Origin of the sequence: Vibrio glycogenivorans, assembly GCF_051660965.1 — a bacterium.
GTDB lineage: Bacteria > Pseudomonadota > Gammaproteobacteria > Enterobacterales > Vibrionaceae > Vibrio.
On the sequence record NZ_JBPVIS010000008.1, the window covers coordinates 16,062 to 33,636 of the forward strand.

General features: G+C 45.2%; 12 protein-coding genes and 5 tRNA genes. 5 read left to right on the forward strand and 12 right to left on the reverse strand.

The window, feature by feature from the left end; translation table 11 throughout:
* Positions 1-90: 90 nt before the first annotated feature.
* The 3 genes from ACSTTG_RS15950 to ACSTTG_RS15960 are packed head-to-tail and all read right to left on the reverse strand — an operon-like array spanning position 91 to position 7,309.
* On the reverse strand, positions 91-5,088 hold the full coding sequence (locus ACSTTG_RS15950) for an OmpA family protein (RefSeq protein WP_438457472.1): 4,998 nt from the start codon (positions 5,086-5,088) through the stop codon (positions 91-93).
* Positions 5,081-6,196, reverse strand: coding sequence for a TolB-like translocation protein (locus tag ACSTTG_RS15955; protein WP_438457471.1), 1,116 nt, complete (start codon positions 6,194-6,196; stop codon positions 5,081-5,083). Before ACSTTG_RS15955 ends, ACSTTG_RS15950 begins: the two co-directional genes overlap by 8 nt.
* A 21-nt stretch (positions 6,197-6,217) precedes the next feature.
* Positions 6,218-7,309 carry a hypothetical protein gene (locus ACSTTG_RS15960; protein WP_438457470.1) on the reverse strand — a complete coding sequence of 364 codons (1,092 nt, stop codon included), beginning with the start codon at positions 7,307-7,309 and terminating at the stop codon, positions 6,218-6,220.
* An 890-nt stretch (positions 7,310-8,199) separates the two neighbouring features.
* Between ACSTTG_RS15960 and trxC the strand changes: the two genes are divergently transcribed.
* Positions 8,200-8,625, forward strand: coding sequence for a thioredoxin TrxC (gene trxC / locus ACSTTG_RS15965; protein ID WP_438457469.1), 426 nt, complete (start codon positions 8,200-8,202; stop codon positions 8,623-8,625).
* Positions 8,626-8,801: 176 nt separating this feature from the next.
* Here the strand turns inward: trxC and ACSTTG_RS15970 are convergent.
* The 4 genes from ACSTTG_RS15970 to ACSTTG_RS15985 form a co-directional block, all read right to left on the reverse strand.
* Positions 8,802-8,875 (reverse strand) — tRNA-Cys (locus ACSTTG_RS15970).
* Positions 8,876-8,955: 80 nt separating this feature from the next.
* Positions 8,956-9,029 (reverse strand) — tRNA-Cys (locus ACSTTG_RS15975).
* A gap of 81 nt (positions 9,030-9,110) precedes the next feature.
* A tRNA-Cys gene (locus ACSTTG_RS15980) sits at positions 9,111-9,184 on the reverse strand.
* Between the two features lie 30 nt (positions 9,185-9,214).
* A tRNA-Leu gene (locus ACSTTG_RS15985) sits at positions 9,215-9,301 on the reverse strand.
* A gap of 271 nt (positions 9,302-9,572) precedes the next feature.
* Here ACSTTG_RS15985 and ACSTTG_RS15990 point away from each other — a divergent pair.
* The gene (locus tag ACSTTG_RS15990; RefSeq protein ID WP_438475531.1) at positions 9,573-10,361 is read left to right on the forward strand and encodes a lipase family protein; all 789 of its coding nucleotides are present in this window, start codon (positions 9,573-9,575) and stop codon (positions 10,359-10,361) included.
* A gap of 33 nt (positions 10,362-10,394) precedes the next feature.
* On the opposite strand, the gene ACSTTG_RS15995 is transcribed toward ACSTTG_RS15990, so the two are convergent.
* The 3 genes from ACSTTG_RS15995 to ACSTTG_RS16005 all read right to left on the reverse strand — a co-directional run bounded on the left by ACSTTG_RS15995 (position 10,395) and on the right by ACSTTG_RS16005 (position 13,758).
* A tRNA-Cys gene (locus tag ACSTTG_RS15995) sits at positions 10,395-10,468 on the reverse strand.
* Between the two features lie 177 nt (positions 10,469-10,645).
* On the reverse strand, positions 10,646-12,091 hold the full coding sequence (gene viaA, locus ACSTTG_RS16000; RefSeq protein WP_438475532.1) for an ATPase RavA stimulator ViaA: 1,446 nt from the start codon (positions 12,089-12,091) through the stop codon (positions 10,646-10,648).
* Positions 12,092-12,102: 11 nt separating this feature from the next.
* The gene (locus tag ACSTTG_RS16005) at positions 12,103-13,758 is read right to left on the reverse strand and encodes an ATPase RavA domain-containing protein (RefSeq protein ID WP_438475533.1); all 1,656 of its coding nucleotides are present in this window, start codon (positions 13,756-13,758) and stop codon (positions 12,103-12,105) included.
* A 372-nt stretch (positions 13,759-14,130) separates the two neighbouring features.
* Here ACSTTG_RS16005 and ACSTTG_RS16010 point away from each other — a divergent pair, with 372 nt between their 5' ends.
* Positions 14,131-14,646: an NUDIX hydrolase gene (locus ACSTTG_RS16010; protein WP_438457465.1), complete on the forward strand. Its 516-nt coding sequence runs from the start codon at positions 14,131-14,133 to the stop codon at positions 14,644-14,646.
* A gap of 13 nt (positions 14,647-14,659) precedes the next feature.
* Here the strand turns inward: ACSTTG_RS16010 and ACSTTG_RS16015 are convergent, their stop codons facing one another.
* Positions 14,660-15,277, reverse strand: a complete 618-nt coding sequence (locus tag ACSTTG_RS16015) for an OmpA family protein (RefSeq protein WP_438457464.1) — start codon at positions 15,275-15,277, stop codon at positions 14,660-14,662.
* A gap of 157 nt (positions 15,278-15,434) precedes the next feature.
* Here ACSTTG_RS16015 and ACSTTG_RS16020 point away from each other — a divergent pair, with 157 nt between their 5' ends.
* A complete protein-coding gene (locus ACSTTG_RS16020) occupies positions 15,435-16,067 on the forward strand; it encodes a thioredoxin domain-containing protein (protein ID WP_438475534.1) in 633 nt (210 codons plus the stop codon).
* Positions 16,068-16,073: 6 nt separating this feature from the next.
* Positions 16,074-16,547 (forward strand): BamJ family beta-barrel-assembly machinery protein, encoded by a 474-nt coding sequence (gene bamJ, locus ACSTTG_RS16025; protein WP_438457461.1) that lies wholly within the window; start codon positions 16,074-16,076, stop codon positions 16,545-16,547.
* Here the strand turns inward: bamJ and ACSTTG_RS16030 are convergent.
* A complete protein-coding gene (locus tag ACSTTG_RS16030) occupies positions 16,542-17,153 on the reverse strand; it encodes a beta-phosphoglucomutase family hydrolase (protein ID WP_438475535.1) in 612 nt (203 codons plus the stop codon). The genes bamJ and ACSTTG_RS16030 overlap by 6 nt on opposite strands.
* Positions 17,154-17,575 lie beyond the last annotated feature (422 nt).

Consider the following 17,575-nt stretch of genomic DNA (forward strand, 5'->3'; position numbering starts at 1 on the left):
TCGATAAAAACGCAACAGAACTCAAGTGGAGTTAGTCCAAAAGAACATGGCTGAACTAATACTGTTCAGCCATACTCGGTTTGATTCCAGTTAAGTGTCAATTTTCTCGCAAAGATTATCGATAGTTTGAACGATCTTCTTGCACCTAGGGTGCCAATCTAGGCCGCTACGTGTCGTCGACTGCTCCTCAATCCAGTGTTGAACAATATCCGCTTGCGTAGCGCCACAATCAGTCGCAAAGCCATGGCGGTGCCAATATTGATAGTCCTCAGAATTAAGCTGCGTTGGTTCGGCTGGCGGGACAAGCCACGGCAAATTAACCTCTTGCTCCTCTAATGCAGGTAAATTTATGCCTACTTTAGAGCTTAAATCATAAGAAATGCTGTCGCTCTGTTGATGAATCAAGTGTTCAAAAATCAGTTCTTTAGTCTTACCATGTGCTCGCGCAATTCGCCCAAATGGTCGAAGTCCTTTTACGTTTCGACCGGTTGGTGATATGTACGACAGGTCAAACTCAACCACAAATAGGTGATACTCTTTATTCCTATAAAGTCTATGATGATAAACGTAATGTTCCGGTTCGATATCATCCCCAACTCGCCTTTGCGGAATCAACTTGCGCTTTAGGTTAAGGTCTAGGGCTGCATCATTCGCAATACTCAAGATATGCTGGTTCTTTGTTAGCGCCATTTGGCTATCTAAAGACCACTGACCATCGGCATTGCTAACCTTGCCACAATAAATCAGATTCCCTTTATAGGTTGGACCTGCGTCATTTTTCCGCATACCAACCCGCAAGCTAGTCGGTAACTGTACGTTTATACACTGCCAATCGAACTCGTGCTTTTCATAAGCTTCCGAGTTAATGTTTTCGGCAAACACCCCAACCCGCACTCTAAATGCCTTATCAGGTACATCTGATGCATCGCGCTTAGTCCAACTAAAGCGCTCGAGCTCAGAGCCCCGCTCAAACAGCACTTCTTCAGGACCTTTATCGAGCTGAACAGCAAAATAGGTATGATTAATCCGCTTGTGGAATAAAGAAACATCATCAATGGTGGTGACTTTTGGCGCGGTATATTTATTGTTTACCTGATGAAGAAACTCTCTATTTTTTACTAGAACTTCCTCATTAAATGTAACTTGTTTGTATTGCCCATCCTCAACGACGGTTACTTTGGAGGTATTTTCACGTTGGATCCCGTACTTTAACACACCAAGTTCTGCGCTCTCATTCTGTTTGTTATCGAGCAATGCCAGTCGCAATTGAATCTCTCTCAAGTGCCCCTGAGCAATATAAGATTTAAACAAATCATCTGATTTTGGTATCTTTATTCCGTCTCTTTTCCACCATACTTTAATTTTACGGCCTAGTTTTGAATAGTCGCTTTCCTGCAGAACAGGTTTTATGCCTCGGATTAGCCTATTTTTAAACCAGTAATTGAACTCATACTGCGCACCAGTAATTTGTTTCACACCGAAGTTTTGATAAACATGCGCAATATCATCGTCAATCTGTTTATTCTTACTGGAGTTTGTGACTGCAAAGGCATCGGCAGTCATAGGTGTAAATAGTACCTCAGTAACCGGGCCGCGGTTATGGTCTAGCTCATAACTGAGAAGATGGCTGAACACCGCATCAGTAGCCGCTTTATCGCTTTGCGGCTCAGTGACCAAACACTGGACCATGACGCGATGAAATGGGGTTAAGCGATTGGACTGCCCTTGATTACACCATGACTCATAGGTCTGCCACTTAACGGTTTCTTTACTGCCGTTAAAAGGTTCAGCAATGAGCACTCGGTGGAATAAGATGTCTTCTGGCCTAATTTCACGATTACTGGCAACATTAAAGTTTCTAACAAAATCTCTTAATATTTCGGGTTGTTCCCTCACACTAGATTGATTGTGTTCAGTCAATAGCTCGTCATCAAAATCCTCGTCTTGGATATCTGCTAATACACTTAATTGGCAGTGTACAGGGAAGTTATTGGTGAACGAGTCATACTGATTATCCACTTGGCGACGGCGAGCGCTTGTGGCACCTTGATACTCGGCAAACGTTGCAAAATCAGAACGAACATAGCTTATCCACATTGAGGCTAAACTGTTTCTGGTCCCCTGATACAAAGACCAGTCATCATTCAAGATCAATATGTTTATATACTCTTGAACCTTATGGGTTTGTATAAAATTATCGATATCAGCAACGCTGGCGTTCTGGCCCTTTTTCATTCTGGCTAACAGTAATATTAACCCGGTAAATGCTACCGCTCTTTTTAGGTAGCGACGAACGATTTGTTGTTGAGCTTGCTCACTTGACTTGAGCGCTGTTAAGTTTTCAATCGATGGGTTTGGCTGCTCAAGATTAACAGAAACTTCACTTAGCTCAGAGAGTAACGACATATGTAACTTAGATATTTCTTTTATTTCTCCCGCCACACTCGGATCATAGCCACTATATAACCAGGAAGAAATCAAGGAATTAAGCATCTCATGTGAACTTTGGACAAATGGTTTGATGTCGTTATTTAGCACGAGCAAGCCCTGCGCTGCTATGCCAACAGTTGAAGAGTACAACGTCAACTGCAGAGTTTGCATCACTATCGCATAGCGAAAGAGATCACTTTGCTTGTTTTTATCTCGCAGTGTGGTTACCCAGTCGTGACGAGCCTTTTCGAGTTGAATCGATGCTGTTCGACTCGCTGGAAAGCACAAGGCAAACTCAGAAAGATAAATTTTGATCTCTACACGTCTATTGACAACAAGCGAAGGATTTTTGTCGTCTATCTCTTTAAAAGTAGGGTTCAGGATAGCTTCAGATGCACCACGTCCTACGATCTCAACTTTATCCGCGACTTGGTCTGAAAACGCACTTTTAGCTTGCTCTGCCCGCTGTAAAGAGAGCTGAAGGTTGCTTGCTTCTGTACCAATTTGACAAGCGTGACCCGCAATGATCACCTTAAAGTCTGAAGCTTTTACTAGAATGTCAGACAGTATGTCAAAGACTCGCTTATAGCGACCCACATCCACTTCACTTTCATTAAAAAAGGCTGAGAAAGCCAACCCAATACCATGATGATCGTCAAGGGCAGTGAGCCAGCGGCCCTCACTATGTAATTTGGCCTCTTGCTTACTAGCCGGATCATCGACCGAGTTTTCTAGTACCGCTTCTAATGATTCGCAAAGCTGACCATAAACCTGATCAATATATACAGAATTGACGTTTTGGCTCTGCTCAAGTGCAGGTATTTTTTTCAGGTAATCACCGGCTAGCGCCTCAAAAATAATTTTTTGCTGCGAGTGTGTAAGCTTGGTCTGTTGTAACTTGTCATATTTAGTTAGAAAGTCCTCTACGTCACCAAAGGTCGCGCCTAATCGATTAAGCTGGTTGAATGATTTGGTTGTGGTGTCGGTCAAGTCATTGACAACCCCTTGGCTATATCTAGGCAGCCAGGTTTTGTGTATTGTACCGAACGCCTTAATCTCGGAGTATTTTGGCACTCCATCAAGGAGTCTTGGCAGCCAGGTTTTATGCAGAGATCCTGTTGAGTCAAGTTCAGCCTTAGTTGGAACAAACTTTAACGGTTTTAAGTAATCACTCTCAAGAATGGAGTATGCTCCACCTAAGTCAACTAATCGCTTTGTGAACATCGTATTGGTGTCAAACGTCTTAACACGGTAGTCTTTTATTTCTCTAGCAGCTTTTACCGATTCGACGTAGTCCCTTATTTTTTTAACTTGTGCAGAACCACCAAAGTGCAAATCAAGTGAGGTCCTTATCGCGGGGGGAAGAGGATCGTTGGCGTTATGTATCGCTTCAATAATACTGTCTGCAACTCCGTTCCAATCAATACTCTTCTCTTCATCCGTATCGCCTTCTTTCCTTCCATACATTTCCCACAAATCACTACCAAGTGTACCCCCACCCGCAATGGTCGCCTTGATGGCATGCTCACATGTAAGACGAGCGCGCTTAATAAGCTCCACCCCTTTGCTTTGTGAAGCACTGTTATCCAAGTACTTTTGGATATTACCTAGATAATCAGGGAACTGATTTAATAATGCCTCCTCAAGTGACACCATATCACCGCTGACCACTGCCATTGGACCTAGTGGCCCGAATGGATTAACCGTCAAGTATTCGCGTAGATCGTAACGATATACTATTGAACCATTCTCTTTAATTGGTTTAAGATTAGTATTTTTTAGTTCAGTTATTACCCTGCTTTCGTCTGGAAAGGTCCATTGTATGCGCAGCGTATAATAACCATCAACAAGGGCATGTTGTGGCACTTTTAGTAGTGCAACAGGGTAGCTATCCGAGCCATTATGACTAATGGGGGCAAGGGCAACTCCCTGTCCCAGTACAGGATGAAAGTCAAACGCCCCTTCACTAACTTGTTCTTTTATAGGTTCAAACGTGTGCAATGACACTTGTGCACCGCTATAGAGCTTGTTTGAAAACAAAACCACACAAGTTGTATAGGAAGGTAACACAATAGCATTTATACTCGAGGTTTTGATGCTGTCATACCAATTATTGTAATTAGTCTCGGCTTCAGACAAATTTTGTTTTTGGTAGCGAGGCTTAAGTTGATTCTTATCCAACTCCAATACACTATAAGTGTAGTCTTTTACGTCTGAGTCCACGTTTTTCCAGATATTATATACGTCGCTCATCAGCGTATCTCTATCTGGTGCTACCGCCAATAACGAAGTCAGCGTGCTAAATGGAACATTGACGATATGATAATTGGTTTTAGTCAGTTTATGTATTGGCGAAGTGTGGCCAAATACACCGATAGCTTCCGATAAGGTTTGCTTATCATCTGTGTAATTGCTTGAAGCCAGAATGGCATCATTACCTAGATTAAACAACTGAGCATTTTTGTCAGAAGCCCAAAGCTGACGCTGGTCTTTCTCCAAAAGATTGATCGCAAGTGAGGTAAAAGGAAGAGGAACAAGTTCAGACAACTCTGAACTATTCTCTGGTGTATACGAGTCAAAACTCAGATCCTCATTTTTCAACGGCTTTTGAGCAACACCCAAAAGGTAGTAAGGATCGCCAAGATTTGCCCTACTCATATTCACCTCCGTTGACAAACTGCTGCCAATCAAAGTTACCGGTATTATAAAGACTATGATCCTTCGGCGATGCTCCTTCAATTACACCTCCTGACATAGGTCTCACCTTTTTCATATTCCCCTCATGATCGATTCGATATAAGCTTTGCCCGTATGAACCTCTCGTAACGAACTCGCCATTATTAACGATAAGCTCAATACTATGGAACTTGCCACTATTTTCAGGTACCGTGGTAACAGTGCCTTGCTCTAAGTCAAACCAGAAATTGTAATAACCGCTGCTACCCCATGCATATTTACCATCTGGACTAATAGTACTGCCACGGCGCATTACGTAATAATGTAGATCTTCACCTTCTGGTATATTTTTCGTGCTCGACTCAACGTCACCAGTAAACTCGTCAGTAATGTATGCAGCAATTTGCGACACTTGATAACGCTTATCATCAATAATAACTCCATTCAAGCCAATTTGTCGGTCAATTGGCTCATGAGTTTTTGTTGCAATCGTATATTTATAGGCGTGCTCTAGGTTAGTTTGATAGTAAACATAACTGCTGTCTTCTGCCCAAATAAATCTTGGTGAGTAGCCAGAGCCAAGCTCTATCCTCTCTTGGGTCTTTAAATCCAATAAATAGTGGTGATAGCGTCGCGAGCTTTCATATTGGCCATAGGCCAAATATCGGTTATCCGGAGAGCGACGTGCACTAATATTCCCTCCCCAGCCATGCTGTTTATCTATCACTAGGCGTAAATCACTACCGTCAATTTTCATGCTGAATAGTTTTTCGATGGACTCCCCCCTGCGAAAGCTATTCATCCAACTAAATTGAACTCGAGGCATATCATAAGAGGACTCATCACTGATATCTTCTAAGGGCCATATTTCTGCTTTATTTAGACGGGCAGCTAAATCGCCATTTTCCAGGCGAATATAGTAGTTATAGTCATCCACCCATATGATCTCCCTGCCTTCATTATCAAAGCGTCGTCGACCATTTTCATCATAGCGGCTTTGAGTTTCCTCGGCTTCGTTTGAAGAGGATTGCTGACTATCAGCACAGCCTATAAGGAGTACCGATAACAATAATAAATAAGGTTTAACCATGTTTTTTCTCAAAAAAGTAATTTAGTTATTGAATAGCTCAACCAATTCAACTTGGTCATAAATCACAACTTCTCGCGGTTGGTCGCCATAATCTTCCCCTCGGCACAGACGAGTGAGGCTCACGTACTGTGTCTCTTTTGGCCAACCTGAAAAAGACATGGCTTTTACACCATCGGCGACCAACTCCATCTCTCTGATCGTTATTCGTTGCTCCCAGTTATTTTCTCTATCACGTAAAATAAAGCAGTCATCGGGCTGATCTTCCTCGTAAACCCGATAGGTGAGTCTTACCCGTTGAGTCGGCGGGTTTAATACCACTGCAGCAACACCGCTATCAACATACTTCTCAATCCAGTAATGTTGTTCGCCATCACTTGGTATTAGTTCTCTAACTTCGCCCTCATCACTGACGAAGGACTGTGAATCACTGTATTGGGATAGACCGTCTAAGCTAGTGGCCAACGCTTCTGGATCAGATTCTAGTGATTTCAGCTCAGAGAGGCTTAGCTGGCTAGGGCTGTGATACATGAAGACCGATTGTGTTTCTGAGGCAACTTTATACGGCAATAGAATATGAGGCAGGGGCATCCCTCCCGCTTCACGATAATGGTATTTTCCTCCCCAGTTTGGCGCCTCTTGGGTTTTAATAGTGAATGTAAAATCCCCTTGGTGACAGCGTATCTCGACCTCTTCAGCTTCAAAGCCGAATAAACGCTCTTTACCATAAACATCCACACGGCCCTTAAATTTCACTTTTCCAGCAACAAGCACGTCAAACTCGGCATAACTTAGTGGAAATCCTGTCTCTGGATCGGAGAGGATGATATCGGCAAACCGGTGTGTGGCCTTGGTGCCTGGTTGCAGTTGTCTATAGTAGTTAACATCAATGTCGCTGAAATACCCATTGTCTAGAACCTTTAACTCCCTCCATACCTCATCACGCCAGACAACGTAGATGTAACCACTGGTGAAGCTTGCAATTGAGCTATTACGTTCATAGAAAGGGATCACAGGAACCAAGACTGTCTCCCACTCATCCTTATCGATACTCTCATCTTGGCCATAAACCTGAGTAGCCAAGGGCAGGTTTAATGGTTTGGGAAAATTATGCATCGTAACAGCTAGGCTTAAATTTCGAGGGTCATTACCTACAGATTTAAAAGTAGCCAGTGAACGGTGAGGCTTATTTCTATCAGCACTTGGGGGCTGAATCTGTCTATTTTGCTCTTTGGTACTACTCAAGCACAAATACGATGAGGAAGCGTGCCATTGACCGGCTAGCTCGACATTGATTACTTTTGTCGATACTGGCACTGACTTCGCCGGAGGTAAGGGCTTTTTGACTAAACTCCGCTGCTCAATAGGCGTGTAGTTTGCCTTAACATAAGGCATGGGTTCATTTGATGGTTTAAAAGTATGGAAGCTCATAACTCTTCTTTAGGTATGGGTTGATTTGAGCGCATGCCGATATTTTATGTAGACTATTAGCAAAACTTTAATCAATCGAACTGAAAATTATGGAAAAATCAGCGTGAAATCATATGCCACTTGTTTATTTAAAATCAACTGTCAGAGTAACATCTTTGCCTGTGGAAACGACGGTTTAACTATGCATTTGGATAGACTGTGATCAGCTACCAAAGTTTGGGTAGAGCTTGCGTCACAAGTTGGCTTTATAAGCAAGGGGATGGTCAAAAGCGTAATCTGGCGCTATTGATAGAAGCTAACGTGAAAAGGTATTCGCTGAGCACTGGTTGATTCACAGATGGTTAAATATAGCACTCAACCCAACCTCTCCTGCGTAGTACATAGTCAATCAGTTCCTACTTATCGTTATAATTGGTATTTCCAATCAAGACGCGATTGAAAATACTACTCAAATCACTACTCTATGTTTTGACTAATGAGTTTCGAATACTCAAACACTTATAAGTATATACCCAAGTAGCTGTGCCTAAGTAGCGATAGCTAAGAAACTTCGAGCTGTAATAAAGGAAGCCTCAATGAACACTTTCAACACCCGTTGTCCTCACTGTCAAGGTGTGAACCGAGTCCCGAGCGATAAAATCAACCAAGAAGCCAAATGTGGTCGCTGTCAATCTCCGCTGCTTGATGGCAAACCTGTTGAAGCTACGATAGACAATTTTGATGCGCTATTGAAAAGTGAGCAAACCGTGGTTGTGGACTTTTGGGCACCATGGTGTGGCCCGTGCACGAACTTTGCTCCAGTTTTTGAACAGGTCGCGGCAGAGCAGCAATCGAAAACTCGCTTTGTAAAGGTTGATACCGAGGCGCAGCAACAGCTTGCCGCAAGATTTGGTATCCGCAGCATCCCAACCATCATGGTGTTTAAACAGGGTCAAAGAGTGAATGTGATCAACGGTGCGCTGCCGAAACAACAATTTGAGCAATGGCTTGCTCAATCTTAATAGAAGCAATCGCGACTTGGTTACGATCAATGAATTGGGTCGGGTCACGCTCAGACCGGGTCGCGCTCAGACCGGGTCACGTTCAGACTGGGCCGCATCCGGTCCGGGTCGCATTCAAAGCCAACACAAGTTCACTAAGAAAACAAATTCAGTTGATACATAATCAGGAATAAAAATGGAGGCGCGTCCCGGAGTCGAACCGAGGTCCACGGATTTGCAATCCGCTGCATAGCCACTCTGCCAACACGCCTTTGATGATTAACAAGGAGTTAATCTTGCTTGAGGTGAGCTTATTACTGCTCTGTCTCTAACTCATCGAGTAAGAGAGAATGGAGGCGCGTCCCGGAGTCGAACCGAGGTCCACGGATTTGCAATCCGCTGCATAGCCACTCTGCCAACACGCCTTTGGTGATTAACATAGAGTTAATTCAAGTTTATTCAATGAGCTTTCGCCACTTCTCATCTCGTCATATTGCGATAGAGAATGGAGGCGCCTCCCGGAGTCGAACCGAGGTCCACGGATTTGCAATCCGCTGCATAGCCACTCTGCCAAGGCGCCTTATATAGCGCTCAATCTCATTGATTGTGATGGTGCCCCGGGCCGGACTTGAACCGGCACAACGCGAACGTCGAGGGATTTTAAATCCCTTGTGTCTACCAATTCCACCACCAGGGCAACGCAATCATGCGATGGCAACACCATCTGTTCTAGTGGCCTAAGCCCTGAGAACGAGGCGTACTTTAACGGATTGAGATTCTAGGTCAACTTAATTTTTGTCTTTTTTATTCAGATGGTTAAAAAGGCGACTCTACAGTATAAAGGCGCACCGATTAGGGTAGATGTTAATCAACCCAAGCACCGAACGATTGTTGTGAAGATCAATGTCATCACAAATTCACACAGCTTTATTAATGTGTAATTTGCTTAAATGACCTGCCCTGAGTTAATGAAACCTTTAAAACGTTATCAGTATGAACGTTATGCCGTATTGTGCAGTCTTGCCTATCCACGTGTTTTTAAGCAAACACGCTACGGTTTCGATCCAAATGGACAACGCATCATCAAAAACAAATTTGGCAAAACGCTAGTGCGCGTGCTGTGGAGTAAAAACAGCAAAGAAGTGGTAGTCGTGATCAAGGGATCTCATAGTGTGTTCGATTGGTTGCTCAATTTCGCCCTTTGGACGCGCAGTTGCCGGTCGCTTGGGCTTAACTATCGCATCCATGCTGGGTTTTACTATCTTCTCAATCAAGAGAGTCAACCTTCACGCAATGAAGATCGCCTTGGCGCATCGGTCCTAGAGCGGCTTGAGCAGACGCTAGTTCCCCTCGTCGAGCAAGGCAAGCGCATCGCCATCACTGGCCACTCGTCTGGAGGTGCGATTGGCTGCGTTTTTGGCGACTATTTTGAGGCAAAGTACCCCAAATCGATCAAGAGGGTTGTGACTTTTGGCCAACCGTCGATTGGTGACTGGCATTTTAGGAAATATTATCGTTTGTCGCATAAGACCTACCGCATCTGCTGCGATTTAGATATGGTCACGTTTATGCCACCACTGCCTTTGGTCTACTGGCATGTGGGTAAAATGCTGTGGTTGTACAATGGACGGATATACGAAAACACACCGAGCTTGATTCGCTTTGGGCGTTCAGTATTAAGTTGGATTATGCGCCCTTTTTCCTATCACCTGATGAGCAAGTATATTCGGAACAAAGACTTTTTTGATGAAAGGTAGCTTTTTAGGAGAGAAAGAAAAGCTACAAAGAAATGGAGGCGCGTCCCGGAGTCGAACCGAGGTCCACGGATTTGCAATCCGCTGCATAGCCACTCTGCCAACACGCCTCATTAGATTTGCCATCAAATCTATATGACTCAACAACCACTGAAACCCAGTAATCATGTGCCGCACGAATTCGATGGCGTGTACTTTACCTGCTTCACGGTATCAGTCAATGCTTTTTTTCCAATTTATGTCTAATTGAATAAATACTCTGCAATGTGCTGGCATAGTCAACGATGCTAGTGTCGCTTGGTAAACCTTTCCAACATGCTCGGCGCATAATGCCAGCAGTGATCAAACATCTCAGTGAGCTCTGGATTGCCATAACGCGAGACACAGACCGCATGAAAACGAAAATGACGCTGCTTTAAATCATTAACCCGCTGTTCTAGTTCTTCTGACTGCGTTGGCGCAATAAAATCAGAGAGTACCAACACATCGGCGTTACGATATCGCTCGGTCTGGAGCATTTCCATCGAACGGATCAACGCCTGCTCGATATCCGTGCCGCCATAGAAGGTATAGCTAAGAAAATCCGCCATCTCTTGCAAACCGTCTTGTTTAGTTAGCTCATAAGTGATCTGATCGGTCGAGAACAGCATCACAAAGCAATCGCGTCCCTCTGCCAAGGCAATTTGCATCAGTGCGTAGGCCATTGCCTTGGTACTTTTTTCTGGAAAACCCTTCATTGAGCCTGAGGCATCAACGCAGAGAATAAACGGCCCCTTCTCTATCTCACCAGCGGCGTGATCTGGCTTATGCGCCACCACTTTACGGATCGTGCGTGCTTTCCCCTTAACGCGATAGTTCATCAAACGCTTGTCAATTAGGTGCTGATAAAACACCACTTCCAGCTCTGGATGAGTTAAAAACATCGTCTCATTGGGCAGTAAGCGGTTAAGGTCATCGCTTTGATGCACACCGACAATATCGTCGGCCACCTCATCACTGCTCTCCTCAACCACTTCCAGTGTCTCATCTGGCAGTGTGGTTAGGGCCGGGTCATCCACCTCACCCGCCATTCGGCCAAGAGAGGTAGCAATGGCTTGCAGGCCAGGGTTTTTCTTGAGGAAATCGGCGTACTGTTTCAGTTGACCGACATCGCTGCGTTTGAGTTTAGCCGACGCCATATCCCATAGACGTCCAATACTCTCCTCGTCACCCGCACTGGTGATTCCATCCATCTCTTGAATGGTCTCTATGCGTTGATAAAGATCGTCGAGCACCTTTTCTTTGTTGGCCTCTAGCTCTGAAACCTGTGCTTGTTTCAATGCCGCCTTAAGATGCTGATACCATTGGTCACAAAAAAAGTGTGGGAACATCGGGTTGTGTTTAATCTTGTTGTCGTCAAGCAGCTTGCGCGCTTTGACATAAAAGGCAGAATGCCATTCGAGCTGTTTGACCACACGTTCAATCTCAGTCTCAAACTGAGCCTCATTCCAGTGGATCACTTGCTGGTAGAGGGCAAGCTCGGTCTTGAACCGCTCTGTCTCACATACCTTAGTGATGCGCTTTTTGACTGATGTACGCCATTTCATTAAGTGATTTTTGACCGACGTTGAAACGCCACGATTTTCCGCCATCACCACCATCTGCGAGCGCGCCATGACATCATTAATCGCGGTATCGATAATGCCTGATTCCGCAACCATCAAGGCTAGGTTGACACTGTCTGCACCCAACATACGCTACCTCTCTAACTAAAAAACTCTGGGAACGCGTGAATACGCTTAATGATGTTGGCACACTCCTCGGCAAAGCCTTCTGCTTGCTCGCTTATCAACTGCAACCCAGACTCCATTGCCAGTAAGATGTCTTGATCGAGGAAGTTGTGTGGCAATGCACCGCGAAAATCTGAGCTGACTTGACGAACGTGGTGTTGCATCGATTGTACTTGCTGGTTAATCGCCTTACAGCGCTCAAGCCACTCGGCATAGTTATCGGTCTCAATGGGTTGACTGGTTGCCAATCCGACCAGCACCGAACGATTGGCGAGATCTTTGATCACCAAACGCTCCTGCGCATCAAGGTCAAAGCGCAGTTTAGTGACTTGAGATTTAGTATTCACATAGCCAAAAATCTCACCACTGCCCTCTTTGACCAACTTTTCAAGGTCATTTTTCGGCACGTAGACCCATTGTGTGTCGCCCTTATCCACATCGGAAACGGACATATTGCTTTGCAGCAACACCAGTTTAGCTAGATTGCCAATCACACCGACCTTATATAGCTTGGCCTGGTTAAGGTCATAGGACATGCTGGTCTTTTTCAAAATTCTTGATGCCGCCTCATGATTGAGGGTCATACTAAACGCTTGGTTAATCTCCTCTTGGATTTCATGTAAGTCCTCACGGCAACTGTTGACCTGTAGCTCCACCTCTTGTTGGTCAAAAGCATGGTTGAGGGCATAGTCTCGCATCACCTGATGGACCACCTGTCGAGACTCTGGGCTGTTCCATAAACAGTCCTCAAGCAGCAGCAGATCCAGTGGGTTGATGGCTTCTCGACCATTAAAATACGCACTGGCTTTGAGCAGCTTAATCGCTTTTTTCCAACGTCTGTCTGAGACGTACATCTGCTCTTCACCAAGCTGAATGGCTTGCGGCGCTTGCTCTAACGCAGTCTTGACTGTATAGAGTTTCTCAAAGGTGCGCTCATCGAGTGGTATCTCCTCCAAGGCGCGCATCCACTCATGGTACTCTTGATCCGTGATGGCCAGTCCTGGCTCAAGTTGCACTTCTTGTGGGGTGCCGACGGTTAACATCGAGCGGAAATTTTGCTTGTTTTGAATTCGGTCGACAAAGATACGCACCAACATACGATCGTAAAGCGCATCAAGGCCGCTATCCTCATCCGGTAGTTCATTTGAAGCGGAGACCAACAAACGCATGGGCACCGGCTCTATTTCGCTGCCATTTTTGAAGGTCTTTTCATTAACCACGGTTAACAAGGTGTTCAGGATTGCTGGCCCTGCCTTCCAGATCTCGTCGAGAAAGACCACCTGAGCGGTAGGCAAGTACCCTTGGGTTAGGCGCACATAGCGGCCATTGTCCTTCAATTCTTGGATGCTCAGCGGACCAAACACTTCCTCAGGGGTTGAGAAACGCGTCATCAAATACTCAAAATAGCTCGAGTCCTCAAACGCTTGGATAAGGCGTTTGGCGATAAGACTCTTTGCGATTCCCGGTGGCCCTAGCAAAAACACACTCTCGCCAGATAATGCCGCCAACAAACACATTTTGATTGTGCGCTCACGCTCATAGACGCCATCCGATAAGCCCTTAGCGAGCTTATTGATTCGCTCTGATAACAATGCTTTATTCGCATGTGACGTAGAGACTGGCTTCAACATCCACTTTCCTTTTATTACTGCTCATTTTATCTTTGTTTTCAATTAACATTATAGCTACATTCCCAACCCTGCACTTACAACTTTAGTTCTAGTCAGTACCGAGACTGTCAAGACAAACGGTTGAAATAACAGCTCAGTTGTAATGGAAATCGGCCAATGCTATGTAACAAAATGTGACACAGATAAATGTATGAATAAAAGTGTGAACAACACAATCTTTGTTTGTAATTTTGAAATTGCACATCACACCTTTGTGTGAAACAGGTCAAAAATGGAATAAGCGCTGGGATTTTACTCCCTCGGTCTTTTTATTACCGACTTTTGTAGTTAGAGTGAAAGCTAGTTAATGTTGTCAGCGAGCGTACCAAGGACATGAGTCGTCTTATTCACCAGTGGAAGTCAATCCGTCTAGAGCAAGAAGAGGTCGTCCTGCCCAATGGCAAGCAGATCACGCACACCAATATTCAACACCCTGGTGCTGCTGTGGTTTTACCCATCAATGCTGAAGGTGAAATAGTGGTGGTTAATCAGTATCGTCCCTCGCTGAAAAAGTGGTTACTGGAGCTTCCCGCCGGTACGATTGAAGAAGGTGAAAGCCCGTTAGCCTGCGCCCAACGAGAGCTGCTTGAAGAAACCGGCTTTGTTGCTGAGCAGTTTTTGCCCTTGGGTCAAGTGACGCCCATGGCAGGCTTTTGTGATGAAATCCAACACCTCTTCGTTGCTAAGGGAGCGAGTGCACATGGTGAATGCGCACTGGATGATGATGAGATAATTCAGGTTGAAACCATATCAGTGGAGCGCCTTCAAGAGCTGATTAAAACGAATCAACTCACTGATGCAAAGACAATCGCTTGCCTGAGTAAGGCGCAACTGTGTGGCTACCTTTAAACCTGATCTAAATCTATCCCGCAGGATAAATGAACTTGATCTCAACACGGCGATTGCACTGCTTGCCGGCGGACGAGGTGTTACTACACTTGGGCATCGTCTCACCAAAGGCACGTGTATAGATAGATTGTCTAGTCACACGCTGGCTAACCAGTGCTTGCTCAACAGACTCAGCGCGCTTTTGCGCGAGTTGATCATTATAACGGCTTAAACCAACGTTATCGGTGTGGCCATCGATGACAACCTCAATTTCTGGAGTTGTTGCGAGGTGGCGTGCCAGCCTATCTAGCCACTGACGTGATTGAGGGTTGATTTGGGCAGAATCGGTCGCAAACTGGATCACGGGCTCAAGTTGGATCACGGCAAACTCGCCTGGAATCAAGCGATATTCAATGCCATTTTGACGTAAAAACTGCTCTAAGCTGCTCGATTGATTGTGTTCAACGGTCGTTGACGTCACCTGACGCTGTACGGTGATCACTGTGTACGGTGGATCGCCCCACTCCGGATGCTTGACCTCATAGTCGTTTCTCGGTGCGGTATCGAGCAGATTGCTGCCATACCCTCCTTGAGAGTCGAAACTACCACAACCACTTAAGATCAATGCACTTACTATTATGGTTTTTTTCATCGCCCACCAGCACCACGTCTACAAAACTAAAATCCTACGCTCATCATATCGACCAAAGCTGATTATACTTGAGTAATATTTTGCAATTTTAATCTCATACTCGGATTAACCGCAAACGTGTATGATAGGAAATTACACTAAATCAGATGGATAGAGCATGAATATGTCAATAAAAACCCCAAAGTTTTACCTGGTATCCCTACTTGCCATTGTCCTCACTCTGGTTGGCTGCAGTGAAGAGCCAACAGTGCCAACTGAGGGCGAACAATACCAACGCCTGAACGTGGTACTTGACGATATGGCGCCTGTAACCAAAATCTTCTCACTGACCTGTGGTCATTGCCGCGCCATGCAGGGTTATCTTCCCCAGTTAGAGCAAGCTACCGGTCAAAGCATTGATAAAGTCCATGTCACCTTTAATGAAAGCGCTCAGATCGCCGCATTAATTTACTACACCGCCGTGATGCAAAGTGATACGCCACTGTCCTTTGATACAATGGAGCAACTGTATTCGGCAATCCAAATGGCCGATGTCACGGCCGAAGAACAAAAGCAAGCCGTCGAGCTGGTGTTTAGCCAGCATGGCTGGGCAAGCCCCTATGATATCGACGAGCAGCTCAACAGCCAAAGGCTCGAGCTATTTCAACATGCTGATGACGTCAGCATCAAGGCACGCATCAATGCAGTGCCAACGTTTATCGTCAATGGGCAGTATCAAGTCAACAGTTCTGCCCATGAAGATGTGCAAGATATTGCAAATACTATCAATTACTTACTAAATATGGAGTAACCTTTAATGTCAAAGACCATCCTAGCCGTCGTTATCCTTGCTCTGAGTCTGTTTTGGCTCTATCGCAATATGCAAAGTTCTAAGCAAGCCGACCTGAACCAGGCCAAAGGGGTTGAGTTTCTGAACAAGAATAAGCAGCAGGAAGGGGTAATCACCACCGAGTCAGGCTTGCAGTATGAGATCCTTCACCAAAGTGGTTCGGGTATTAAGCCGACCGCGGATCAGCGCGTGAAGGTTCACTATCACGGTACACTGATCGATGGCAGCGTGTTCGATAGCTCAGTAGAGCGTGGCACGCCGATTGATTTTGGCGTGATGCAGGTGATTAAAGGCTGGCAAGAAGGATTACAGCTGATGGAACAAGGCGATAAGTTCCGCTTGTATATCCCAAGTGAGTTGGGCTACGGCAACCGAGGGGCGGGCGCTATTCCACCCGCTTCGGTATTGATCTTTGACGTTGAACTGCTCGAGATTTTATAAACCCACTGGGTGGAAGACTAATTGATTGTCCTTCACCATAAAGCAGTCCATGCCTGCCGCGTGGGCTGCCTGCTTACCTAGGTCGGTATCTTCAAAGACGACACATTGAGTCGGCTCGCAGCCTATCTTTTGCGCTGCTAGCAGGAAGGTATCGGGTTCAGGCTTGTGATTATCAACATCGTTTGCGGTCACAATCGCCTCGAAATAAGGCATCAAGCCAGAACCCTCAATGAGTTCCTTAGCACTGACACTCTGACTTCCCGTGCCAACCGCCAGCGGCCTTTCACCGTGCATCGCCTTAACGATGTCTACAGTCACCTCAATCGGTGCCCCCTTGTCACGGATTGCCGCAAAACTCTGCATTTTAAACCGTGACACCGCTTGGGGATCGAGGTTCAAGCCCTGCTCTTGATTCACTTCAAGTGTGATTTTTGGGCTAGGCATCCCACCCAGTGCGTGAAACCATTGCTGATCAAAGTGAAAGCCAAACTCTTGTGCGGTTTGCTGCCAAGCCTCAAGGTGGGATGGCATGGTATCGAGCAAGGTGCCATCCATGTCAAAGATGAGCCCTTGGTATTTCATTAGTTGCTCTGAAAGATTATTCATGTTGATTTGACCTAAACTGTCTTTATTTTTGCGCGCTTACCTTACGTGGTAAGTATGACCAAATAGTGACGTTAAGTCACTAGACCGAGTCTTTTGGGACACCTTTTCCCACTTTTATTCGAGAAAGGTAACCAATCATAGATAATAAAAACTAATTACTGTTTCGAGAGTTTGGCAAATCACTAAATAGTTAATAATATTGGTGATTATACGAATTCAAATTTTATATTCTATGCACTCTGTAGTACATTAGGCACACCTAGCGTGTTGATAGCCAATCGCTGTCTCAATCGAAAGTTGGTTGAGTCTTATTGTCATGTAGCGCACAGACTAAACAGCGTGCTTGGTATAACTTATAACAGTCAATCAATATCAGTGTTTGCTCATTAGGCTCATAAACGCCTAATTTCGCCTTTCGCTCG